Raw genomic sequence first — 22,865 nt, forward strand, 5'->3', positions numbered from 1 at the left:
ATTAATCTGTGGAATTGCTTAACAACCACACTATATGCTTTAAGTTTAATAGCATCTGGCTTAGCCTTTGAGGCATCAACGAGGGTATCCTTCGACGCATCGGTGATCTATTACGGCAGAAATCCGAAGAACATAAATGATATTGCTAAGATCAAGGGGGCAATACTGGCTATTTACGCCAGTGAGGACCCGGCCATAAACCAGGGAATACCGGACTTAATAAAGGCCGTACTCACCCACAAGCCTAGGTTTGAGATGGCCTTCTACCCAGGCACGTACCACGCCTTCGCCACGGAGGGCGGGCCCGCATACAATGAGGTGGCTGCGAAAGATGCCTGGGAGAGGACGGTTAATTTCTTCAGGAAGTACCTGGGTTGATGAACATGGGCGGTGAGGAGAAGCAGAAATGGACGGGGAGCACGGTGACTGACTGCTTCCTAACGTGGGTAGAAATACTAGAGCAGGCGGAGAAGAAGGAGAAGCGCAAGGACAGAGACGGAAATACCACCCACAAGCAATAAAACCCTTCTTAATGCATTGCCCATGTTCACGCTCACCACCTCTATAACTAATCTTACTCAACCCTTCAGTAATCCCACAATACATACCCACACTAAGCGTTAATACACACTAACAATTAATGAGCCATCCTCATTACTATCACTAAACAACTCGCCATAAGGAATAAGTCAGCACTCACGTAAAGCAAGCCCATCAGTAAAAACTTAAAAACTACATTAAATCAATGAGGAATGGGGCCGTAGTCTAGCCTGGCTAGGATATGCAGACACTGCACCTAAAGCTCGGCTTGGGCAGCCACCGCAGGCTACAACAAAAGAGCCTGCGGGCTTGGGAGCCCGAGTGATCCCGGGTTCAAATCCCGGCGGCCCCACCACGGAATATTCACCCAGCGAATAATTCTTCAATCTTCTTTAATTACTTCGTTACTAGGTCCACCTCCAACCTGAGACCCTCCAGTGAGCATGCACTGAGAACTTCTACGTTATTTTCTTCGGCAAATGCTACGATTGTTGTTATTCTCTCACCCATGCGCTCAATTATTGTCTCGCCAATGTCTCTCTCGATTACCCTGTCCTCGATCGTCCTGAACCCCACTTAGTCATCGGTTCAATACCCAATTCCCTGAGTCTTGAGGCCTTAATCCACATGTAGATACTGCCCGTGTCAACGAGCAATTCAAGTTCTAGGCATTTCCCGTATCCTGCGAGTTGCAGAGCCTGACTTTAGCTGTTACGTGCATATTGAGTGTTAATGTCGTTAGGAAGTTAAAAGGACTTTAATGATTAAGTAAGGCGTTGATCAACGTAACCATTAGCAACGCCTCAGTGGGCCTTAGTCTCTTCTCGATGGGGTCTGGGGCGAGGCCGAGTTGCTCCATGGTTACTGAACCAAGTAGGTAGATACCCTCATCACCGAAGATGACCGGCGTCGCTGACGCTGCGAATCCCTCAACCTCAATGCCCACCTCACCCAACGGCCTTTCAACAATCCTACCGTCAGCTAGCCTAAGCCTAACGGTCCTAATGGGCTTGATGCCTAATTCCTCGAGTACCCTGCTGGGTATCACGGTGTATGTTGAGCCTATATCCACGAGTAGATCTACCGTGGCTGACCTGGCGGGCTCCCTGACGTTCCAAATGCGCGCCTTAACGCTGAATACACCCATGGCTGGTTTAATCACTTGCTATCTTATCCTTAAAAAATTAATTTAATTGCCTATGATCCTCAGGTCCTGAATGCCGCGCCTATCAATGGTTCAGCTGGGCAATACTTATTGCCCACCTTGATTATCCAGGCCGAGTCAAGCAATTGCCTTAGGTACTCGCTTATCCTTGAGTCGCTAACCTCCATGCCGAGCACCGCCTCGAGCCCGTTCTTGATCTCGCTCCAACCCGCGCATTCCCTCGCCACAATCCTCATTATTGCCAGGTACCTATCCTTCGCTGCCACCTTATCGGTTAGGAAGTTATGGAATTCCTGCCTTATCAACGCTGTTGCGTAACTCATGGTCTCATTAATCGCCTTATCCAGGTCTCTATATTCGTAGTACCTAAGGCCAAAGTACGTGAGCCAGCCTGGGATACCACCGAGCTTCTTATACACAGCATCGAAATCCCTAAACTCAATACCCAACTCCTCGAAACCCCGCCTCAGAAATTCAGCCACCTGATCCCTGGTGAAGGGCGATAACTCCACAATGCCCATTGCCCTGCCGAAGAGTGGTGATTCAGGGTCCCTAATCCTAAGGAACCTGTAAAGGAGCCCCATTTTTGAGCTGCTTATTATGAACCTAACCCTCCTCAGGTTGTCATATGCGTAGGCGAGGACTGGCAATACGTTGAAGCCCCTCGCTTTAACGAGCTCCTGAGCCTCGTCAAGGACAATGACTACGCCGTTACTAGCCCAATCATTTAGGGCTTCGAGTAATGAGGAGAGGGAAGCCCTGTTACTGCCCTTCCAGGAGAAGAGTACTTGATTGCCCATGATGTTAACGCCACTTATGTTCCTAAGGAAGTCGAGTAACCCAGGAAACCTACTGGTGAGGTTGTTAACCTCACGTTGAAGCTCAAGGATGAAGTCCCTATATGACCAGGTATTGCCTCTCCTCAAATTTCCTTAGGTCAATGTATATCGATGGGAGGCCCAACTCCCTAATGGCCACGAGTATTAAGGAGGACTTACCGACCCTACGAAAGCCGAGGACTAGGGTAATGGGTAAACCCAACCTACCGACATACTCAACGACCCTGCCAAGCTCAACCTCCCTATCAAAGAGGTCAGACCTGGTGTCCTTCGGCCGTAAATCAAAGAGCACTTCCACCCCCAGAAGTTAATAAAGTCATCTTGGTAAATACATAATCATATCCATGCATTGAGTCGCCACAGCACATTGTTTAATTATGCATTAAAGCATGAATAGAAATAAGATAATGAAGGTTATGCAATAATAATACTGGAATTAAGGTCTATACTATCCTTCATAATAACTTAATAATAACTAGTGAATTATAAAATGAATGATTTAAGGTTCATTACCATACCAAGCATTTACCAGTGAGTTAAAGGCTTCGGGGCCTATGATGATCGCAGATAGAATAGGCATGCCAGTACCCGAGACCGTGATTAAGTCCAGAAGATTAAAGGTGAAGGTTATTAAGTCATGTTCTCCTTGAACCCCTGGATCTTTTACCTCTGCCCTGGCTCTTAGGCGTCTCCTCGGTCTTTCTATCCCTATTCATCGTGAGGTAATTACTTATTATTTCATAAGCGACCTTAGGATCAACAACACCCACCAATCTCCTAGCTAGCTCGGTCTCGCCCATGTACTCAAGCCACTGAACAACATGTCCCTCCCTCAAGTGATATTCAAGGGCCTTAGGATCAACATTAAGAAGCCTCTCAAACTCGCTCCTCAACTCATTAACGTCGTGAGCCACGCCAATGACCCTATCAAAGGATTTGAAGTAAAATGGCTCCTTACCAAGGGACTCGCCACCCCTCAATCCAGTATTGACACCCATTAGCATTGGCTACAACCCGGCTATATAAATGTTGCCTTTTCACGTTCAATCACTCATTAAGTACACCGTTAACCCAATGAGCAGTGCATGAGGAGACTTAATGCCAGTTCACTCCTCGTCTGGGTCCCTATACTCAATGTATATATCGTCGGGTCCATTAACAACAACCCTGAAGTAATCACTACCAACCCTCAACCTACCACCATCCCTATACACGTAAGTCACCTCAACATGCAAATCACCAACAACATCAATGAAACCCCTCCTAAGAACCTCACGCAGAATATCCTCAAAGGAAGCATCACCACCCACCCTAAAGACCATAGGCGGTATGTCCAGACCAACATCGTAAATCACGAGGCAGGGATCACGAAACATAGTGCCCTCCCTACACTCAATGCCAAACTCCCTAACAATCCTAACAGCCAACCTACGGGCAAACCTACCAATGTTCAAAACAACACCACGATAATTACGGTAAGCACCAAGGTAATCAACATACAAAACCCTCAACAAACTCAACAAAGCCCCAGCCTGCCTCCTACCAATCGGAGCATCAATAATAAAATCACCAAAGGCAACAACAAACCTCGACTTACCCATCAAGGAATTAAACACAACCAGGTATAAAAATTAATTCCACCCCACCAATTACAGCGGTTAAGTGTGAGTGTATAAAGATCGAGCAAAGGAATTGAGAGATTAAATTCAATACCACTTAGTAGGCATTGCGATCGATTTTCAAAATATGGAGTATCGATGTAAAATGACGACAATAGGTTCAGTCAACGGGTGTATCCTCGAAAAATCAAGCTTTACAAGATCCTGGGCAGTGGATGAAGGCGTAACCTGCCCATTAGAAGTCTCCCTAACCTCAACAACATCCCCATCCTTAACGGTTAAGAGAGGGCTCAGGGAATTATCCCACTTACTATGGGTTACTGCATGTATTGTATAAATAGCCATAGCGACCTAGGCATTCTTAATATACTTCTTAATATATAGAGTATAAAGTTAATGGTAAAGAAAATAGCTATTGATTAAGATTCAGTATTACAATCTTTTTGAAACTTGTTTTCAATCTCTAAGTTTCACGGCTACCGAAATTGCGGCTTTAGTTACGTTAAGCGGTGCTGCGGCCTTTGCATATGGTTCGGCGCCTCTTTCAGTCGTTCTTGCAGCACTCGGTGTTGCGTCTGCGGCGTATGCGGTTTATGAGTTCTCGCTTAAGGTAGCATCGAGTGGTGGATATTATAGATATATCGAGAGGGGTTTTCATCCTAAAATTAGTGCTTAGGGCGGCTGGTTATACGTATTATATGCAGGTATTAACGCGATACTATATCTGGAAACCGTCCTTACTATTCAGTTATGACTTATCATTAGTCATTTGAAATATTAAATCGAGTACATCCTTTAATCTCCCTTTAGCCACATCTCGTACTTTATAAATATCATCAGACTCGCCAGGGTCTATCTTAACCATGAATAATTTCCTGCCATTATCTAGCGTTATCTCGACATGGCCGCTATTCTTCATTAAATCCCAAAGCCTTACAGTTGCCCTATCTTCCTCGTCGTATATCCTTTTCGTATTCAAGCCTGGAAACACCAGTATTCCGAGATCAGCATTATACTCATACATGTAAGCCATGACCTTATACCTACCAGCGGTTATGTATGTGGGTAACTCAGAAAACTTGCACTCAATAACTATCGTCTTACTATTACCATTAACCAATGAAACATCAGGTCGACCCCTCACCTTAATTGCTAAGTCCTCATTCGAATCAACAGCCCTTATATTCGAGTTCTCTAACGGCTTATTAAAGATCACATTGATGGTAATTCCATCCCTCACCAACTCCAGGACTCTAGCCCTTCTCCTAGTTACCTTGTAACCCCTGCTGAGGAATATGTCAAGCACAAGCATATAAACGAATATCTCATAAAGCCTCCAACCAAGCAATACCATGTCACGATCACTAACCCTGCGCCTCAATGACGCATAAATCCTCCCCCTAGGAATAAACCTACTTAGTAAGTAAGCATCATAAGCCTCTAACAACCATGACGGCGCATAAGGCATTAATCTCCCAACCTCCAGCACAATATCCTCATGACCATACCTAACGTTCGCCGATGGTAACCTCTTAACTAATTGGCTCAACCTTAATCGTCTCCTTCGTAGGCCTTCAACCTCATTACCTAATTCCCTACTTAATTCGTTGCTGGCACTTTTCTTCACGGCATTTTCATACCAATCAATCACGTATTTAGTGGACCTAAGTATCCTCATCGCCATCTCCCTAAGCAATAGGTACTCTGGTGACCTAATGGTTGGTAGGTAGGTTAATGATGAATAAAGCCTGGCAGGATACGTAATTACTGTACGCGGAACATCAAGAACACCCCATACCTGATTATCAACGACTACCCTGAACTCCCTATACCTAATATAATCATTGATAGCCTTCCTTACTGCATTAATTACATCATTAATAGCGATATTACTCATTGACACAAATAAGTAATTTCTCGTTAATTCATCAACAAGCACACGTTCACCACTTGAAATACGGCCAAGTAGCACACGCAAGATCCTAGAGGACCTGCGTAAACCATAATGCTCCAGGTAATACCTACCAACAAGAATCGATAAATTTCTAATCCTCCTTACCTTCCTAGAAACCCCTTCACTCATACCAATTACTTCTCACTAACACTTATAAGTCTCTTCGTAACCTCATCAACAACTCTCCTAAACCTCTTAACAGGCTCACCAACAACAATACCTAACGACGACTCAAGATAACTCACGAAATACTCAAGCATACTCTTCTTATCATTAACATCCAACAACCCCTGACCAACAGCATTATCCAACAACTCAACAGCCAACTTAACAGCACCTGGAGAAACACAGGGCGGCTTATCACGAAGCTGTCCACGAATCTCCCTAACAAAGTCAGCAATAAGCTTCTTAGACTCCTCACTCAACTTTAAATGATTAGTTTTGTCCAGGAATTTCCTAACATCACTATCACCCTCAGGGCATTTAATGTTCATCAATATAAATCGCCTAAGCGCCGCCTCACCCACAATGAATAAATTCCTAATATCAACAACATTCATAGTACCTATTATCCTAATATACCTCAGGGGATAACTAGGATCATCATACTTATCCTTAGCCAACTTAAAGTTTTCAAGAAAATGCTTAGCCTCCTCATCGATTCTCTCTCCATGTCCCTCAATCTCACTAACAAGGTCAATAGGAAGCTCCCAATCACTGGGATTGGGCGATCTAAATATTGCGAAGAACTCGCCAAAGGCCTTATCAACATCAGCCCTATTAAGCTCATCGATTATAACGAAGAACGGCCTATTATCACCATTAATGAGCCTCTCAACAACCCTATTATAGGCCTGAATAAGCATGCCAGCCCTCCACTTAACAGAACCCTCCTCAAGAGTCTCACCACCAATTACATCACGCCTAAACCAAAGGGCATTGGCAACCCTAATCATATAACCACCATCACCACCTAACTCCTTGGCAACCCTAACAGCCAAACTAGTCTTACCCACACCAGGAGGACCAACAAGAAGAACATTACCAAACCGCACAGCATTAACGAATCTACGAATGAATGCCTCGTCAAAATAAAGCTCCTCAGATATTTTCTTAACGATCAAGTCAATATTCAATTCGGAAATACTCACAGTCTCAAACATAGATAATACGGAGGATTGGGCATATCCGTAAAACTCAACCATAGAATTAACCTCATCATTATCACTAAGTATAGCATTTATTTTAAGCCAAACCTCTAATAATTTACTCTCATCTGAAAGGCACATATTTCCTTGCTTTGGTACTATACTCTCAATACTCTTAATATACTCATTAATCTCACTCTTAATGCTTTTATCTTCAGTAATTCTACTCTTTAATTTATCAATCAATTCCTTCTCATCCTTCCATGTAAAGCCTGGATTCCTTAAAAGATCTCTAACGCCAGGATGAAGCCATAGGACTCTCATCCTCCATCTAATTACCCAATGACCTTGATCTTCTCTCCAATACTTAAAGTTCCTGAAGGCATCAAGGGTAATATCAGTAACTAAACCAAAACCAACGATTCCGACATTCTTCACGTAGAAAACACCAATAACAGGCCTCGCACTACCAGCATCCCTCAACAACAAACTAACACTGTTATCATCCTCTTTCCTCTCAAAGAGAGCATCAACATACCTATCAACAAGGGCCTTAAATGGAATTCCCGTGATATCACTAATATCTTTAATTTGTTCAAGACCACTAGCCTTATCACCCCAAAGCGCATAACCAACCTCACCCTCAACAGAATACCTAAGAGACCAAAACCAATGCTCAGCATTACCAGGAAAAACACAAACAAAAGGCAACTCACCCCTACCCCTCTCCCTAACCCACTCAATAACCCTACCCAAATCATCAAAACCACCAAACACCGACCTATAAACAAACCAACCCATCAACAACCAATCACAAACAATTATATTAAACTAACTTTCAACCCTAACTAAACCAAGATATAAACAAACACAACAACTACTAACCCACATTACCACTATGCCCTCTTGGAGAATATCTGGTTCGGTAAGTTCTTGATAACCACGGGCTTCGCAATGTTCCTTCTATTCTCTTTAGAGATTATCTCTCGTACTCACACACATACTCGATCCTGGCACTCATGAATTCCTCCCTTCTATTCTCTTTAGAGATTATCCTCACCACATTGAGGTCCCTGGCTCATTCATCGACATACCAAACAACGCCTTCTATTCTCTTTAGAGATTATCCGTTCCGTTGTATATCCACACGTTGTAAACCGAGTTGTACGTGAACCTTCTATTCTCTTTAGAGATTATCTTGGAGTCATTTGTTTTGCCCGTACTGTCAACAGCTACACCGTTAGTCCTTCTATTCTCTTTAGAGATTATCCTGAATACGTAGGTGCCTGGTGCCGTGAACTGAAGCCACTCGAAATACCCTTCTATTCTCTTTAGAGATTACCAGCCTAGGCCTGTCTTGCCGCCGCCGACCGCGGTCGAGATAGTGACCTTCTATTCTCTTTAGAGATTATCGCCGGCCCAGACTCATGTTACTGCAAACTCGAGGGGATTGGGTGCACGCAGATCCTTCTATTCTCTTTAGAGATTATCAAAAACTTATAAATCAGTCCTGAGCAAAAACAATGTATGAAAGAAACCTTCTATTCTCTTTAGAGATTATCATTCCTAATCACCTACACCTCAAATTCGCAGGTAATGGAATAACTTCGCCTTCTATTCTCTTTAGAGATTATCTCGTTAAAAGATACGGGGCAGGAAATAATGACATTTGAAGAGGGATTACCTTCTATTCTCTTTAGAGATTATCGTGTCTAAAAATGACGATGCATGTGAGTGGTTTAAGGCGTGGTTGACACCTTCTATTCTCTTTAGAGATTATCTCAGTAGTCATTATGATGTACTGCCAGACGGCCATTCCCCTATTGTCCTTCTATTCTCTTTAGAGATTATCTACTGTGAATGCGTTGAATGTCAACACAGCTACTTACCAGCAAACCTTCTATTCTCTTTAGAGATTATCAATACAATAATAAGAGTCCCTGCGGACCCTAACGGTAAGCCGACAGCCTTCTATTCTCTTTAGAGATTATCAAAGATGGTGCCAGTATTGCCAGGCAATGAAATTCATGATGGTTTCCTTCTATTCTCTTTAGAGATTATCTAAAGCAGTCTATCAAGCATTCCGTGATTTCCTTAAGGAAAGCCTTCTATTCTCTTTAGAGATTATCTCTCTTATAGTAGGGTAGTTAGGTAGGGTAGGGTTGTGTGTGTGGGGTCCTTCTATTCTCTTTAGAGATTATCTCGGTGGTGTTGAACCGTGTGGTGCGAAGTTAATTGAGGTTAGTCCCCTTCTATTCTCTTTAGAGATTATCTCAACGGTATCGTGGAATTCAAGGTGTTCGGTAATCACCTCACCTTCTATTCTCTTTAGAGATTATCATAAATCACCGTACTCAATGCATGAAACGACCTTGATGAAACCCATCACCCCTTCTATTCTCTTTAGAGATTATCCGAGGCGTTATTTTATATATTTGCTTATAAGTTTTTCTTCGCGTGGGTTTGTCTATCATCGGAACGTTTATGCTCACGGACATGCACGGCACGTACTTATTCCCACGATAAGTACGGCACAGGCAATACATGTTTCAGCAATCACATTCAATCTCACATAAACGCAGGTCTTCCCACGGTTGCGGTTTAACGGCCTCTCGATAGGCGCTTAATATCCACGACGTCGGCAACCACGTAACCGAGGCCCAACGCCCTATTCTTACCCACACCATAAGCATTAACCACATCAAGAAGAAGCCTAAACAAGCTGGGCCTATCCGTATAAGTAACGTACTCAGCAACACCCTCAAAGGCAGGCACCCTCCTACCCCTACCAAGATTAAGAACCAACCTCCTAACCCTCATGCCAAGAACCTCCGTGTTAAAGACCAGGTCCCTAACAAAACCCTTAAGATCAACACCACCAATAACACCAACCAAAGACTCACTACCCCTACCAACCAACAAATCCACACCCCTCAAAACCCTAGCAAGGGTAAGACCAGCCGAAGACAAAAACCTAGCAGGACTAGGCCAAGTAACGTAATGACTCCTAAAAATAAAGGACGTAGGCCAAAACCTAACACGCCAACGAACAACAGCCCTATAATCACTGCCCTGTAGTGACAACTCTCCACCTGCAACACTCGCCTTAACTACATTAAGCGCCATACCCGTTGAAAGCCTTAGCGTAGGCTTCGTAAATGCATCAACAACACTCCCACAATCAACCTCACTACAGAACAGTGAGACCCTAAACCAATACTGGTTACCGGGAATTAACTCACCCACCACATTGCTCTCCAAGTCAAGTATAGGCGTCACGGTGAAGGGCTTCTCCCTAGCATTATGAGGAACCTTAATCCCAACACCCTCAAGAACCTCACTAACAACACGATTAACAAACCTACCACTCCAACTCCCAAACTTTAATGGATAATCAACAGAAAAGTAGGGAGCTAGAAAAAGCATGCGCATCTATATTTCACCTCCTAGATTTAGCAGCCTCAGAGTCACACTCATTAACTATCGCTATGATACTTTCAAAAAACCAGTTATATCCCCTTGTAGTATTAAACCTACTATAATACATGTTTATAGTATTCTCTAAATCATGCAACCCATACTTTACAAGATAATCATTAACCTTACTACCCTTAATAAAGACATTAATTATGCAATCCGTAAGATTTCTCCCTATTTCTGAGGAAGCATTATCCTTTACTAAATTAAGAACATCTATTACAGCACTTATACAATCATTAGTTATTTTAATATTAGGAATACTAATATTGTATTTTATATCTTGAATTTTCCAGCTCTCCTCCTTACCTCTATGTAGGTAAAGATGGAATAATGATGGAACAATGAGTAATAATTGAATCAAGTCATCAATACCTCGAAGTTTAATTGCTTGAATCGCACAATTCGACTCTTTAAGAGCTCTATATGCTTCGTACATTATCAATGCGCCTATGAAGTCATGCCCCTTAAAGCTTCGTAGATCGCCATTCTGATAGTGGGCAATGGCCTTTCCAATATCATGAAGCGTAGCACCTATTAAAATTACATCATTTATGAATTCATCATATTTAAGATTATTCACGGATTCCTTCTCAATGCTGTTAACAATAAGCATAAACTTCCTTGTAAGGACAGGCATCCTGCCGTCTTTTTTAACGCATTCGTAAACTCTCCTTGCATGATCCTTGAAATCCTCATTAATAAATGAGTAGCAGGGCATTTAGATCACCAACCCAAGCCCCCTTCTATAAATCCTCGACACATCAATACCCCAGATGATGAGCGCTTTATAGCTACTGCCAAGTTTGTTTATCTCATTGTTTATTTCAAAATACCTATTACATTCGTTCTTTCTTTCATCTGCTAGTTCTTTTAATACGCTTTCCTTAACATCATTATTAATGGAAATTTTCTGTAAATTACCATCCTCGTGAAGCGCGTATGCCACTATGTCAATATCCTTACCATACTCCTTAGCAAGCACCTCAGCATCCCTCATCGATAGCGCCATAGAGTAAGTAAGAGGTTCATCTACATTAGTGATGCCCCTAATTAATACGGAATCCCTAATTAAGTTGCAGTATCTTCTGTAACTCCTTTTTAGGTCTTCTTGATCAATGACTATGAATGATAACTTAGCATAAAGGTCTTGGTAGCTTGAAATATCGGGACTTTGAAATTCCACATAGCTATTAATCAGGGAGTCATAGCCCCTCTTCTTAACGCAGTCATAAGGTAGTCGCCAATTAAACTCATGCAGCTTATCCCTAACTTCAGTATAGTACTTTGGAATCTCCTCTTCCTCACCCTCTCTAAGTAAATATACGTGACAGTCCCTGTCCTGCTCCACATTCCTGCATATTCTGCCAATCCTCTGTATAAATGTATCGATACTGGACGGTATGTCAGTGATTAATACATTAACATTTGGGGGATTTATACCAACTCCAATGGCATCGGTACCTACTATGATCCTAGCATTATCAATGTTTCTAGCGTTAATATCCCTATCATATTCATCCAGTTTACCATGTAGTAAAACAACATTATTACTACCGAATATACCACTTACTAAATTGTAAATATCTACAGCTTTCTTAACCGTATTTGTTAAGATAAGGACTCTACTGTATTGTTCCTTAATTATCTTAATAATCTCGTCAATATTGTTTAATTCCTTAAAGTTGAAATTCTGCTCACATGTTTTATCTTCCCAATCCTTATCTCGAATCGTTACAAAGACTCCATCCTTGCTATTTTCTTTTCCAAGTCTATATACCCTCACCCTATTCGCCACTTCCCTATAAGTTTCTAAGCTAGTGTCACCACATTTACCTGTTGCAATACATTTAATTCGCCCAGAACCGAGAGTTGCAGAGGCGATAATAGATGGGGTGAATGAGGCAGTCAATTCATGAATTCCAAGTAGTATTGATGATAATTGTAATCCTGAGCCTTCAACCATTAAGTGAATCTCATCTAGGAATACGTACGACGTGAATATGTAACTCCTATAGGTTGCATAACGCCACTTAACAGGCTTATTTAGTGATTCAACAGGCATACGCATTAAATTGAACATGAATGAGTCTATCGTTGTAACATTAACATCACTGCTAAGCAATGGATTCTTAGTCAGGCTTACAGACCTAATATTGGGGACCTCAACCTTTAAATTAACATCCATCGATTGATAAGTTATTGAAAACCCCTGTCCCTGTAATTTAATTAGAAAATCCCTAGCCTGCTGTCTGACGAGAGCCCTTGTTGGAGCCACGTAGATAAAGCCACGCGCTAAGCCCATATCCTTGAACTTAAGAAATGGAATGTGAGAATTAAAGGTCTTGCCATACCCAGTCGGCGCCTCGACTATCACCGTAGAAATGTGAGGATATTCATTAACTAGGCCATTTATTGCCTCGTTAACTAGCTCTCTCATAGCTCAACACCTAATCTTATTAACATCGTACCTTAATCGATTATATGCATGTTGAATACCACTATTCTTGTTAGATAGATTTATGAAAGTGGTGTTCCACTCATTTATGAATACAGTTACAGCATGACTTAGTTCCGCAATTTCGTGGCAATCACCATTGCTGGTAAACCTAGTGATATTTTCAGTAACAGTATTGGCAACGTCAATGACAGACTCTCCGAGATCGCTATTTCCCTTACTTACTTTATCCCAATTCTTAAGTAATCCGCCAATGCCTATTATGATCCCAGCCGTGTTGGACCTCGATATTGCGACTAGGTAATCATTTAGCGAGACAGTATTGAGATTCACAATAAAGTTTTGAGTATTGCCACTCCTTGATAAAGTTAGCAAGTCCATGTAATAATTCTCTTGAAGCACCTCCTCCTTTGTAACATGCTTAAGCAAATACTGCTTAATCCTAGCCGCTGCGTAGATAAAGGCAAAATCAGTAATTAACCCAACCTTCTTCTCATTGAGATCTATAACTGAACTGAACATTCTGTTGATGCTCCTGTAATGATCAAGCACCTCCTTAGCGCTGCCGCCAATGCGTTGCCAAAGGTTTGGTGAAAGCCCTAGGAAAAAGTAATGTGCTTCATTTTCATGCCCTCTTCTATTGCTAATATTATATACGTATGTTAATACGGCGCCGATTAAACCTAGGGCAACATCTATTAATGATGCCGCAAATAATTTTGATTTGCTAACCTCTTCATAATCCAGGAAACCTAGCTTAGCATTGCCTGGTAACTCTGCCACGAAAACCTTAGGTGCCACGCTATATCTATCAACTTCGCCATACCATAGCTTTCCGTTATTAAGAATCTGCAATGCTATATCTAAGGCAATATTACCGGGTATGTACTTACGTTTAACATTTTGGATTCTTCCAATAACAGCATTAGCATTATCGCCAAATACGGAATTGATGATTTTTCCAAGCGGGCCTCCAGCAGTAGGAGAACGGTTATTGGCTGAGGTTTTTGAACTCTTTGTTTGTAAGTCATTATTTGTTAAGGGTATTTGTACATTATTAACTCCTTGTTGTAATAGTGCTTGAACGAAGGCTTGGAGGTTTCCTATATTATCTTCATTAATGGAAGGTGATGGTATTAATGCAGCTGCTAATGCATTCATTTTAAACCAGCCAAGCGTTGTGTATTCCCAAGTGCTCATAACTACCACCTCAGTATGGCGTATTTATCTCCATATTTAACAACTTTATAATTTGGATTGATTTCGCCTACTTCAACTCCATCCTCACTAAAGACGTACTCCTTAATTGCCGGCTTTCCACCACAATAGGTGTTTTTGCTGCTTGGGTCTGGGAACATGAATATGTCGTATTTGTATTGCATTAAGGATGCTACATCCTTGGGGAAGTAACTATTAACAATAAGTCGCTCCTGGGTCCCTGCAATAACTTCGACATCGCTGACTTCTAAGACGCTTACTAAGCCCTCCTTCTTCCCCAGCCTCACTATACCCCAGGCGCTTCTTTTCAACTCATTAAACATGTCATCCCTCACTGCGTAGATGGCGACTAACTCCGTAATGTAGGATAAACCCATGTAACCGACCGTGTATGGGTTCTCTTTAGTACTCCTGGTCCAATTGAAGAGCCTTAGTAACGTGTTTGTCATAGCCATCTTTCCAACCGGTATTGCTACAGCGTCGAGCACTACACCATTCTTAACCCATCCATAAGCTGGTGAGCATTCATCATTGTTAAACTCCTCAACCTCCTTATACACGCCGTTTCGCGCCGTGTGCGCGAAGTATAAGGCTCCAATTAACGTTGATGGTGGTGGAAGCATGTATGATCCGCCTGCAGTACTTAAGGTTGGGTATTGAACAGTTATGGGTCCATGCATCTTTAACCTAACTGCAAATGCCCTAGTCATAGCTAAGAACCACCGTTTCCGCCAAAACCCATTTCTTCAAGTACCTTATCGAGCGCCTTCTCTATTGCTTCATTAAGAGTGCTAACAGATTCACATTGCAACTTACCACCGTCCTGTGGTGATGATTGAATAGTCTGAGACTTTTGATTATCTGATCTACAGTCTTTAGGTTCTTCAGCATCATTACTAGCTAGGTAATATAGGTAAACCTTGATGTCAGTGCCTAATTTATTGACGAAAATCTTGGCTCTCTCGTAGGTATTGACTATATAGTCGTATCCTTCTGCCGGTGACACCATGAATGGTAAGCCGACAGATACTGAGGCAACCAGTGATGTAGGCTTAACATATTCAGTCATCAATGCTCGCGTCTTGTTAGCGCCTATGTAACCACCATTAAACATAAGCATCAATGCCTTAAACGCAGCTTCTATCCTCTCCTTTCTAGCATTCTTATCCCCTATTACTAAATCGCCTTTGCCGCTACGCCCAATACTGTTAACATTAATTGCTACGCTAAGTCTATAAACCGCATGTCCACTCTCCCTCTCACCAACGAATTGCTCCCCTTTCTTAGCTTCAGGCGTGAATCTAGTGAACATCTGATAGTCAAGGAGTGCTTTCCCTATTGTTAAATCGGGCACTACGTACGAAAACCACACTGCAGAAGTTTTCTTTAAATTGACCTTAGGTGCTAAATAACCGGTTAAATCATCAACTAAACAATTCTTTATCCAATCATCTTCACTGCCGTTTTCATCATTTGCATGCTTAATGAAGTTGTACTGCTTGCATACATCATCTATGGGTAAGCCAGCCTTGACCGCGTAATCCACGAGGGCCCTCTCGTACGCGTTTAGGACTGCTTGCCCAGAGATGGATGGAACCTTAACTAGTTTAAATCTTACATTACCATCTTCACTCTTTATTAATACTGGCACATGTATGAACCTATGCTTTGTGATGTTAGACCCGGGTATTATGCCGATCATATTAGCATGTTCAACAGCCGCAATGAACCTCATGGACATTGAGAAGAAGATTGGCCTCTCGCTCTGGTTGGTTTGCAAGCTCATGCGGGTCTCACCTGGTTATTACTCTGGCTTTGTTGAATTATTTGATTGGCTTGTTTCTCTTCGCTCGGTTTCTTTAAGTTGAGATATGGTATTAATGATACTAAAATATTCCTTAGTCTAGGCCAACCAAGCTTAGAAATCTTTTCAATGATATCCTGATTAATTTTTTCTGTAGACTTTAGAAAGTATAGAAATTCCATGAATTCTTCATAATATGAATCCGCATCGACATCATGAAGTCTCGTTAGCTCAAAGATGTAATTTCTAAGTGGATAGGCAAAATCTTCGTTCTTAGCTATATCCTTTAACGCGTTTAAAATCTCCTTAATTTCATCTTGAGATTTATTATGTGGTTGTGATTGTTCTGTTTCTTGCCTTTGTAGTGAATTTTTAGACTCGCTCATAGTCTAAGTACTGAGCTACTTAGTTTTATATACCTTTACTTGACATGTTTCTCGGTTTATGGAGAAGTTGAGTGTTAGGAAGTGTGTGGTTGTTAGTGTTGGGTTTTATCCTGGTAATGCGAGGCAGGCGTTGGTTAGGGCTGGGCCTGTGGGTGGTGATGTTGTTTTCCTGGTTAATAGTGAGCCTAGGACTGTGTCTGAATCCGTGCTTAGGGGTGGTAGGAAGCAGCCCATTGAGGCTATGGGGGTCCTCCGCAGGTTTGTTAATGAGTTGGATAGTGGTATTGGGGTTGTTGATGTTTGGCTTGATCCTAGGGCTGGCATTGCTAATAATGTGGCTTGGCTTAGGTCGTTGGTTGAGGGTTATGCCCCGTGTAGGGTTATTATTGGTATGGCTGGTGGTTTTAGGTGGCTTAGTGTTGCTTTGATGTTTTTGGCGTTGGCTTTGTCCTCGGTGGGTCGTTATGTCGGTGTTGCTGTGGATAGCGTCTTTGTTATGCTTGAGGAGGAGAGTCCGTCGGTTAGGGCTTTGTTTAGGAATGTTGAGGAGAGGGTTATTCCGTGGCCTGTCACGCCTAGGTTGGCCGACCTGTCGCTTGATGAGTATAGGGTCCTCAGGTTAATTGGGCTTGGTAAGCACAGGGCTAAGGACATACATGGTGAGCTCAATAGGGATTGCAAGAGGCCAGGTGGGTGTGTATCCATGGCCACAGTCCAGAGGATCCTCGTGAAGCTCGTCAAAAAAGGACTAATTAACTATGAAAAGAGAGGTAAGGCTCATTACTATGAGTTAAAGCCCCTGGGATTAATGCTCGTTGGCAAGGTGGAGATCCAACGAGGTGAATCGTAGTTTAAAACATTACGTTAACGCTGTTAAGATATCTATTATTTGGAATTGAATATTTGAGACCGTGGGAAGACCTGCGTTTATGTGGGATTGAATGTAACCGTCAGAACATTTACTGCCTATGCCATGTGATCGTGGGAGCAGGGATGAGCCATGAATGTTCGTGGGCATTAATGTTCCGATGACAAACAAATCCATATGAAGAAAAACTTATAAATAAGTTTATAAAGCAATGTCTCAGATATTCTCTAAAGAGAATAGAAGGGTGCTGTTGATGATCCATGTGTAGCCCTGCCCACTTGATGTGATTGATATTCTCTAAAGAGAATAGAAGGAGTTCCCCGTATAACCTAGCCAGGTCCTGGCGTTTATGACGCGATATTCTCTAAAGAGAATAGAAGGACTGCTAGTTTCCGCACAATGCCTAACACATACTACTACATCAATGGATATTCTCTAAAGAGAATAGAAGGATAAGTACTTTCCCAACCCAGGTGGTGTGTACTCTATCCAGATATTCTCTAAAGAGAATAGAAGGTTGAGCCAGGCGATTGGGCTTGGGTACATGAATGGGACATTGGGGGATATTCTCTAAAGAGAATAGAAGGCTGGCTTCTGTGTGGTTGCCACGTCCTTTGGTATGCCGATTGGGATATTCTCTAAAGAGAATAGAAGGGTGATTTAGCACCATTGTGTCCATTCAGAAAATTCCTAAGTAAGTATGATATTCTCTAAAGAGAATAGAAGGCAGGATAGACAAGGGATTATTCGATGAACTTGACAAGGAAGCCATAATGATATTCTCTAAAGAGAATAGAAGGGCAGGGAGTATTTACATTGCGGACTTAGATGCTGACTTCAAAGATATTCTCTAAAGAGAATAGAAGGATCGATTCCCGTGAACACCAGGACGGCGTTAATGGCGAGTATGCGATATTCTCTAAAGAGAATAGAAGGACATAATCTATATAGATCGTCCGAGAAAACATTTTCAAACTCAGATATTCTCTAAAGAGAATAGAAGGTGTTGACTCCCTTGAACCCTGGGATTGGACTCTGACATACTTGTATTAGAGCATTTGGATATTCTCTAAAGAGAATAGAAGGGTAGATTATTGCGTCATTACTGCTGAACCCAGTGCCTGGGTTGAAATGATATTCTCTAAAGAGAATAGAAGGTGCTAAGCTCAGTACCTGTTTCCACAGTGGGTCGTAGACGAATAGGTTCGATATTCTCTAAAGAGAATAGAAGGTCGACGCGACCTTCTCATAATCCGTCTGAGTCCTCGGTAGCGTCATGGGTGATATTCTCTAAAGAGAATAGAAGGTGCTTGATAACTCCCTTACCTTGATTTCAACATTTTTCCCCGATATTCTCTAAAGAGAATAGAAGGGATGAAGATGGGGAACATTGAACTTTGGCAGGTTGTGGATTATGATATTCTCTAAAGAGAATAGAAGGCGAATTAACAATGAACCTAATCCAGGAAGCCGTCTCCTCTAGGAGAGAGATATTCTCTAAAGAGAATAGAAGGGTGGGTTGTGTCGCCTGGATTGTTGACTCCAATTGACTCACGCTACGATATTCTCTAAAGAGAATAGAAGGGGGAATTTCCTGCCAGCCACGTCGCCACCAGCCACATAAATGGATATTCTCTAAAGAGAATAGAAGGAAAACAAAAACTGTTTACAATCAATCTACACCGTCTACACCGTTAAAGGATATTCTCTAAAGAGAATAGAAGGCTTCTTCCCATCCCCACAGTTGAGTTCTAGAAGCTCATTCGACATATTCGATATTCTCTAAAGAGAATAGAAGGATTCCATACAGGCTTGGCTTTTGTCCTCCCATTCCTCTTTTTTGATATTCTCTAAAGAGAATAGAAGGTTGAATAAAGTGACCTAAGCGTCTGTGATAGTGGACCGTAGCTAATGATATTCTCTAAAGAGAATAGAAGGGACATTGGTAAGGCATGCCGATACCTTGCAGAATTAAAAAATGCGTTGAACGATATTCTCTAAAGAGAATAGAAGGATGAACATGAACCTACTGCGTACGTTTGCTGGTATGAATATCCAGGATATTCTCTAAAGAGAATAGAAGGATTCTTCAACCACCTCTGGGTAGTGAACCGCAATGCGGACTAACTGCTTATGATATTCTCTAAAGAGAATAGAAGGATCCCAGTCCTTGAAGCATGCAAACCTATCGGAGACGTCTCAGTGAGATATTCTCTAAAGAGAATAGAAGGCTGAAGTCCCTGGCGAGGAACCTAGCCAAGGAACTAAGGAGAGATATTCTCTAAAGAGAATAGAAGGGCCAAACCGATGGTGGAACACCCATCGTGAACACGCCGTTCCTGATATTCTCTAAAGAGAATAGAAGGGTTATGTACCCGGGCACGGTGAACCCGCTTGGCAATACGCCAGATATTCTCTAAAGAGAATAGAAGGAGAAGCTATCCGTACTACTTCATTGCGCAGGTGCTTAGTTCATGAGGATATTCTCTAAAGAGAATAGAAGGAATTCATGAACCTTCGTGGTGTGATAGTATTCACAAACGTGCCATTCAGATATTTTCTAAAGAGAATAGAAGGAAGCGTTGGCTAGTATGATATTCTTTAAATGAGGATAGTAAGGTTATTTCTCCTACTTTGGGTTTGAGTCTGTGAAGTACGGTTATGAAGATTTTTAAGGAGGGTGGTTTATGGTGGGCATATGTCTTTGAAGTAGCAGGCTTTGCATTTTGCTTTGTTTGTGGTTTTTGGTGGTGGTTCTTGGTTTTGTATGTGTTTTTTCATGTCTTGGATTGTTCTTTTTATCCATGTTCTTAGGTTTGGTGTGGGTTTTATGGTTATTGTTGTTTGTTTTTCTTGGTTTATGATTATTATTTTGTCTACGGTGACTTTCATTGTTTCTTCGACTGCTATTGCGTATGCTGTTGCTTGGGCTAGTATGTGGTTGTATTTTGTGTATAGTTTTTTCTTGCTTCCTGTGTTTAGTTTTGTTTCTATGATTACCGCCCTATTTCCGTTTATTACCACGGCGTCTGTCCTGCCTACTATGCCGAGGCTTGTTGATTTTACTGGGGCTTCGAGTTTTACTTCTCCCTGTATTCCGAGTTCTTTTATTGTTTTGGTTATGGTTTCTGTGTTTTGTGTTTGTTTTGCGTATTTCATGGATTCTGTTGGTGGTTCTTTCATCATCATTATCTTTAGGTATGCCTGTCTTGGGCAGTAGGTGTATTCCTTTATCATGCTTATTGGTATGTAGTCCATCATATCACCGTTGGTTCGTTTGGTATTGCTAGGTTTGCCGTGCCCAATTTTATTGCATTATTCAGGGTTTGCCCATCAATGATTAGTATTACCACGGAGTCCTCCCTGTTCATGAGTCTTGTTAGTGCCCTGGCGGTGTCTTTGGCTAGGGCGTTGCCGCCCCTTGCTATGTATAGGCTTCTTTGTACCCTTACGTAGCCCATTGACTTTAGTTTGTTCATTATCTCGAGTCTCCTCCTATCGTCGCTTATGTCGTATGATACCAGCACATACATTCAGTACACCCATGTGAAGCACTTATACTCGTTCACGTTGCCTTCCCTGATTGTTGATGCTAGGTTCCAGGCTTCGTGTTTCATTATTTCGGTTAGTGATGCTTTTCTGCCTGTCCTTGGGTTTATGTAGTCCCTGTTCATGTTGTTGAGTATTACCCTGGCTATTGCTTTCCTTGAGTCGTAGTCGAGGAATCCATTCACCGTGCTTAGCTTGATGTCGTTTATTTCAGTTATTAATGGTTTGTCTACGGCCACGGGTCTGAATACCTCGACTATGTCGAAGACTAGTGATGGTTTTCCGCTCTTTATTGTGTGGAGTATGCCTAGGTATGGGTCGAGCCCCGCCATTATTAGGTATCTTTCCATTGTTGAGTAGAGTATTCCGTAGCCGTAGTTTAGGGCTAGGTTCATTGGGTCTGTGCCCTCTGGGTTTCTGCCGTGGAATCCCAATTGGCTTGGTAGTAGTGTTGCCACTGCGTCCCAGTACTTATTGGCTGCCTGGGCTTCCATGCTTTCTATGATTTCTGGGTTTAGTTTGTTTGTTTCTATGGACATTAGTTGTGTGGCGATTGAGGATACTGCGTAGGCGATATCATACAGTGATTGCTCCCTGCGGCTCTTGGCGAAGTACCTGATGAGTCTTGCCTGGTTTTCTATCTTGCATGTTATTATCCTGCGTGCCAGTTCAAGCCTTGCTTCATTGTTTAGGAATAATTCGTACTGCCTTATCCTGGTTATGACGGTTTTGTTTATGATTGGTGGTGTAATTATGGCCACTGGGTCGCCGAGTGGGTTTAGGATTACTAGGTTTGTGCCCTTCATGGCGAGTATTCTTATTGCCTTTGTGGTTATTGAGGCTCTCGATGTTGCGATTATCACCTCCTCCGTGTTTGGCGGTAGCACCTGCCTGTTGCCGTTTCTGCCCATGATTATTACTGAGCCCTTCCTAGCCACTATCCTTGTCCCTGGTTCTGTTATGAATACTTCGTTAGCCATGGCAAACACCGTAGAATGGGCAGGTCCTTGGGCAGGAGCTCGCTGGCCCTGGGTCATCCCCATGTTCGATTATTCTGGCCACGTTATCTCTCATGTCCAGGAATGCCCTTCTTAATGTGTCGTCTATCTTAACCACTCTCCAGGTGAGTCTTGGTTTACCATTAATGCTTATGTGGAGTACTACGCCGATGTCTACTGGGTGGCCGATCCAAGCCTCTATGGCCAGTGCGTATGCCGTAACTGCTATGTCCTTCCTACTGGTTAATTCCTCCGTTGGTTGTGACGAAGTCACCAGCTCCACGGGTATGAAGCCCACGAGTATGTCGGGCTTAACAATGTCGGATAAGCCAATGGGTGCTCCCGGTATTGCCGGCTCAACGCTAATGGGTATTCCCTCCTCACGGGCGTTGAGGGACGTGGCCACGGCCTTCGTGTAAACCTCGTATAGTTGTGCCCTGTACTTATTGCCTAGGTCGCCATACTCATTAATTATGCTCTCAAACCTATTGTCGAGTTGGGAAAATGGTATTGATTCTTTGAATGGCGTCAGGAAGACCTCATGCACCATCCTCCCAAGCCTTAGGCTCTCGCTGTCCTCCATTGTGACACCGGCTACACGCCTAAGGTATGCATCGCGCTTTGTTGGGCATGGCGATGAGACCTCGGACACCGTGGGCCTAACCACATGCCTTGGCGCAACCGCGTCCCTAAACCAACCCCTAATCTCTGCGTAGGACCCACCCTCCATGGTCACCTTAATGTAGTCCCAAACCCACCTGGGCAATACCATATGTCCACTTGTGCCTACTTACGTGTTTTATTCTTAATTGTGAGATGCGTATCAATTAATTGAGAAATTA

General features: G+C 42.5%; 23 protein-coding genes, 1 tRNA gene, 1 pseudogene and 2 CRISPR repeat arrays. Of the genes and pseudogenes, 5 read left to right on the plus strand and 20 right to left on the minus strand.

The genetic code is table 11. The features are described from left to right. Positions 1-48: 48 nt before the first annotated feature. From VDIS_RS08265 to VDIS_RS12875, 3 genes are all read left to right on the plus strand, one after another. Entirely contained in the window at positions 49-378 is a 330-nt protein-coding gene (locus VDIS_RS08265) for a dienelactone hydrolase family protein (protein WP_281041836.1), read from the plus strand. 5 nt (positions 379-383) lie between these two features. After that, entirely contained in the window at positions 384-521 is a 138-nt protein-coding gene (locus VDIS_RS12870; RefSeq protein ID WP_171804854.1) for a hypothetical protein, read from the plus strand. A 233-nt stretch (positions 522-754) separates the two neighbouring features. Continuing rightward, a tRNA-Pro gene (locus VDIS_RS12875) sits at positions 755-895 on the plus strand. A gap of 41 nt (positions 896-936) precedes the next feature. Here the strand turns inward: VDIS_RS12875 and VDIS_RS12960 are convergent. The 7 genes and pseudogenes from VDIS_RS12960 to VDIS_RS08300 form a co-directional block, all read right to left on the minus strand. Next, a complete protein-coding gene (locus tag VDIS_RS12960; RefSeq protein ID WP_216086127.1) occupies positions 937-1,116 on the minus strand; it encodes a hypothetical protein in 180 nt (59 codons plus the stop codon). Between the two features lie 181 nt (positions 1,117-1,297). Further along, a complete protein-coding gene (locus VDIS_RS08280; RefSeq protein WP_013336780.1) occupies positions 1,298-1,687 on the minus strand; it encodes an aspartyl protease family protein in 390 nt (129 codons plus the stop codon). Positions 1,688-1,746: 59 nt separating this feature from the next. Then, positions 1,747-2,631 (minus strand): AAA family ATPase, encoded by an 885-nt coding sequence (locus VDIS_RS08285; RefSeq protein WP_216086128.1) that lies wholly within the window; start codon positions 2,629-2,631, stop codon positions 1,747-1,749. Next, entirely contained in the window at positions 2,603-2,836 is a 234-nt protein-coding gene (locus tag VDIS_RS12965; protein ID WP_216086129.1) for a hypothetical protein, read from the minus strand. The genes VDIS_RS08285 and VDIS_RS12965 overlap by 29 nt, the downstream gene beginning before the upstream one ends. A 343-nt stretch (positions 2,837-3,179) precedes the next feature. Continuing rightward, a complete protein-coding gene (locus VDIS_RS08290; protein ID WP_013336781.1) occupies positions 3,180-3,542 on the minus strand; it encodes a hypothetical protein in 363 nt (120 codons plus the stop codon). 108 nt (positions 3,543-3,650) lie between these two features. Continuing rightward, the gene (locus VDIS_RS08295) at positions 3,651-4,145 is read right to left on the minus strand and encodes a hypothetical protein (RefSeq protein WP_013336782.1); all 495 of its coding nucleotides are present in this window, start codon (positions 4,143-4,145) and stop codon (positions 3,651-3,653) included. A gap of 165 nt (positions 4,146-4,310) precedes the next feature. Continuing rightward, a pseudogene (locus tag VDIS_RS08300) lies at positions 4,311-4,508 on the minus strand (acetamidase/formamidase family protein); the annotation flags it as partial. A gap of 70 nt (positions 4,509-4,578) precedes the next feature. Between VDIS_RS08300 and VDIS_RS08305 the strand changes: the two are divergent. Beyond that, positions 4,579-4,839, plus strand: a complete 261-nt coding sequence (locus tag VDIS_RS08305) for an APC family permease (protein ID WP_013336784.1) — start codon at positions 4,579-4,581, stop codon at positions 4,837-4,839. Between the two features lie 72 nt (positions 4,840-4,911). Here VDIS_RS08305 and VDIS_RS08310 read toward each other — a convergent pair whose 3' ends face one another. The 9 genes from VDIS_RS08310 to VDIS_RS08350 all read right to left on the minus strand — a co-directional run bounded on the left by VDIS_RS08310 (position 4,912) and on the right by VDIS_RS08350 (position 16,608). After that, positions 4,912-6,246, minus strand: a complete 1,335-nt coding sequence (locus VDIS_RS08310; RefSeq protein ID WP_013336785.1) for a hypothetical protein — start codon at positions 6,244-6,246, stop codon at positions 4,912-4,914. 5 nt (positions 6,247-6,251) lie between these two features. Beyond that, positions 6,252-8,066 carry an McrB family protein gene (locus tag VDIS_RS08315; RefSeq protein WP_013336786.1) on the minus strand — a complete coding sequence of 605 codons (1,815 nt, stop codon included), beginning with the start codon at positions 8,064-8,066 and terminating at the stop codon, positions 6,252-6,254. Positions 8,067-8,224: 158 nt separating this feature from the next. After that, a CRISPR array of direct repeats spans positions 8,225-9,680; the repeat unit is 25 nt; unit sequence CCTTCTATTCTCTTTAGAGATTATC. 186 nt (positions 9,681-9,866) lie between these two features. Further along, positions 9,867-10,697, minus strand: coding sequence for a CRISPR system precrRNA processing endoribonuclease RAMP protein Cas6 (gene cas6, locus VDIS_RS08320; RefSeq protein WP_245522490.1), 831 nt, complete (start codon positions 10,695-10,697; stop codon positions 9,867-9,869). Between the two features lie 7 nt (positions 10,698-10,704). After that, the gene (locus tag VDIS_RS08325) at positions 10,705-11,463 is read right to left on the minus strand and encodes a hypothetical protein (RefSeq protein WP_013336788.1); all 759 of its coding nucleotides are present in this window, start codon (positions 11,461-11,463) and stop codon (positions 10,705-10,707) included. Then, a complete protein-coding gene (gene cas3 / locus VDIS_RS08330; protein ID WP_013336789.1) occupies positions 11,464-13,182 on the minus strand; it encodes a CRISPR-associated helicase Cas3' in 1,719 nt (572 codons plus the stop codon). 3 nt (positions 13,183-13,185) lie between these two features. Continuing rightward, positions 13,186-14,400 (minus strand): hypothetical protein, encoded by a 1,215-nt coding sequence (locus tag VDIS_RS08335; RefSeq protein WP_013336790.1) that lies wholly within the window; start codon positions 14,398-14,400, stop codon positions 13,186-13,188. A gap of 2 nt (positions 14,401-14,402) precedes the next feature. Continuing rightward, positions 14,403-15,128: a type I-A CRISPR-associated protein Cas5a gene (gene cas5a, locus VDIS_RS08340; RefSeq protein WP_013336791.1), complete on the minus strand. Its 726-nt coding sequence runs from the start codon at positions 15,126-15,128 to the stop codon at positions 14,403-14,405. Between the two features lie 2 nt (positions 15,129-15,130). Beyond that, positions 15,131-16,204 carry a DevR family CRISPR-associated autoregulator gene (locus VDIS_RS08345; protein ID WP_013336792.1) on the minus strand — a complete coding sequence of 358 codons (1,074 nt, stop codon included), beginning with the start codon at positions 16,202-16,204 and terminating at the stop codon, positions 15,131-15,133. Beyond that, on the minus strand, positions 16,201-16,608 hold the full coding sequence (locus VDIS_RS08350) for a hypothetical protein (protein WP_013336793.1): 408 nt from the start codon (positions 16,606-16,608) through the stop codon (positions 16,201-16,203). The genes VDIS_RS08345 and VDIS_RS08350 overlap by 4 nt, the downstream gene beginning before the upstream one ends. Positions 16,609-16,666: 58 nt before the next feature. On the opposite strand from VDIS_RS08350, the gene VDIS_RS08355 reads away from it, so the two are divergent. Continuing rightward, entirely contained in the window at positions 16,667-17,458 is a 792-nt protein-coding gene (locus tag VDIS_RS08355) for a BlaI/MecI/CopY family transcriptional regulator (protein WP_013336794.1), read from the plus strand. A gap of 237 nt (positions 17,459-17,695) precedes the next feature. Further along, positions 17,696-20,053: direct repeats of the CRISPR family, unit length 25 nt; unit sequence GATATTCTCTAAAGAGAATAGAAGG. Positions 20,054-20,161: 108 nt separating this feature from the next. Here the strand turns inward: VDIS_RS08355 and cas4 are convergent. The 4 genes from cas4 to cas4a are packed head-to-tail and all read right to left on the minus strand — an operon-like array spanning position 20,162 to position 22,795. Further along, positions 20,162-20,734: a CRISPR-associated protein Cas4 gene (cas4, locus tag VDIS_RS08360; protein WP_148678295.1), complete on the minus strand. Its 573-nt coding sequence runs from the start codon at positions 20,732-20,734 to the stop codon at positions 20,162-20,164. Beyond that, positions 20,734-21,009 (minus strand): CRISPR-associated endonuclease Cas2, encoded by a 276-nt coding sequence (gene cas2 / locus VDIS_RS08365; protein ID WP_013336797.1) that lies wholly within the window; start codon positions 21,007-21,009, stop codon positions 20,734-20,736. Before cas2 ends, cas4 begins: the two co-directional genes overlap by 1 nt. Further along, positions 21,010-22,005: a CRISPR-associated endonuclease Cas1 gene (gene cas1 / locus VDIS_RS08370; RefSeq protein WP_013336798.1), complete on the minus strand. Its 996-nt coding sequence runs from the start codon at positions 22,003-22,005 to the stop codon at positions 21,010-21,012. Further along, complete coding sequence (gene cas4a / locus VDIS_RS08375; RefSeq protein WP_013336799.1) at positions 21,998-22,795, minus strand: type I-A CRISPR-associated protein Cas4/Csa1; 798 nt, start codon at positions 22,793-22,795, stop codon at positions 21,998-22,000. The genes cas1 and cas4a overlap by 8 nt, the downstream gene beginning before the upstream one ends. Positions 22,796-22,865 lie beyond the last annotated feature (70 nt).

This window comes from Vulcanisaeta distributa DSM 14429, from assembly GCF_000148385.1.
In the GTDB taxonomy this organism is placed as follows: Archaea; Thermoproteota; Thermoprotei; order Thermoproteales; family Thermocladiaceae; genus Vulcanisaeta; species Vulcanisaeta distributa.

Bases quoted from the DNA above. Each gene is read 5' to 3' on its own strand.
- VDIS_RS08290 (WP_013336781.1), bottom strand. From the start codon at position 3,542: ATGGGTGTCAATACTGGATTGAGGGGTGGCGAGTCCCTTGGTAAGGAG.
- cas5a (WP_013336791.1), bottom strand. From the start codon at position 15,128: ATGACTAGGGCATTTGCAGTTAGGTTAAAGATGCATGGACCCATAACT.
- VDIS_RS12870 (WP_171804854.1), top strand. From the start codon at position 384: ATGGGCGGTGAGGAGAAGCAGAAATGGACGGGGAGCACGGTGACTGAC.
- cas4 (WP_148678295.1), bottom strand. From the start codon at position 20,734: ATGGACTACATACCAATAAGCATGATAAAGGAATACACCTACTGCCCA.
- cas6 (WP_245522490.1), bottom strand. From the start codon at position 10,697: ATGCGCATGCTTTTTCTAGCTCCCTACTTTTCTGTTGATTATCCATTA.
- VDIS_RS08310 (WP_013336785.1), bottom strand. From the start codon at position 6,246: ATGAGTGAAGGGGTTTCTAGGAAGGTAAGGAGGATTAGAAATTTATCG.
- cas2 (WP_013336797.1), bottom strand. From the start codon at position 21,009: ATGTATGTGCTGGTATCATACGACATAAGCGACGATAGGAGGAGACTC.
- cas3 (WP_013336789.1), bottom strand. From the start codon at position 13,182: ATGAGAGAGCTAGTTAACGAGGCAATAAATGGCCTAGTTAATGAATAT.
- VDIS_RS08295 (WP_013336782.1), bottom strand. From the start codon at position 4,145: ATGGGTAAGTCGAGGTTTGTTGTTGCCTTTGGTGATTTTATTATTGAT.
- VDIS_RS08335 (WP_013336790.1), bottom strand. From the start codon at position 14,400: ATGAGCACTTGGGAATACACAACGCTTGGCTGGTTTAAAATGAATGCA.
- VDIS_RS08280 (WP_013336780.1), bottom strand. From the start codon at position 1,687: ATGGGTGTATTCAGCGTTAAGGCGCGCATTTGGAACGTCAGGGAGCCC.
- VDIS_RS08315 (WP_013336786.1), bottom strand. From the start codon at position 8,066: ATGGGTTGGTTTGTTTATAGGTCGGTGTTTGGTGGTTTTGATGATTTG.
- VDIS_RS08355 (WP_013336794.1), top strand. From the start codon at position 16,667: ATGGAGAAGTTGAGTGTTAGGAAGTGTGTGGTTGTTAGTGTTGGGTTT.
- VDIS_RS08345 (WP_013336792.1), bottom strand. From the start codon at position 16,204: ATGAGCTTGCAAACCAACCAGAGCGAGAGGCCAATCTTCTTCTCAATG.
- VDIS_RS08325 (WP_013336788.1), bottom strand. From the start codon at position 11,463: ATGCCCTGCTACTCATTTATTAATGAGGATTTCAAGGATCATGCAAGG.
- VDIS_RS08350 (WP_013336793.1), bottom strand. From the start codon at position 16,608: ATGAGCGAGTCTAAAAATTCACTACAAAGGCAAGAAACAGAACAATCA.
- cas1 (WP_013336798.1), bottom strand. From the start codon at position 22,005: ATGGCTAACGAAGTATTCATAACAGAACCAGGGACAAGGATAGTGGCT.
- cas4a (WP_013336799.1), bottom strand. From the start codon at position 22,795: ATGGTATTGCCCAGGTGGGTTTGGGACTACATTAAGGTGACCATGGAG.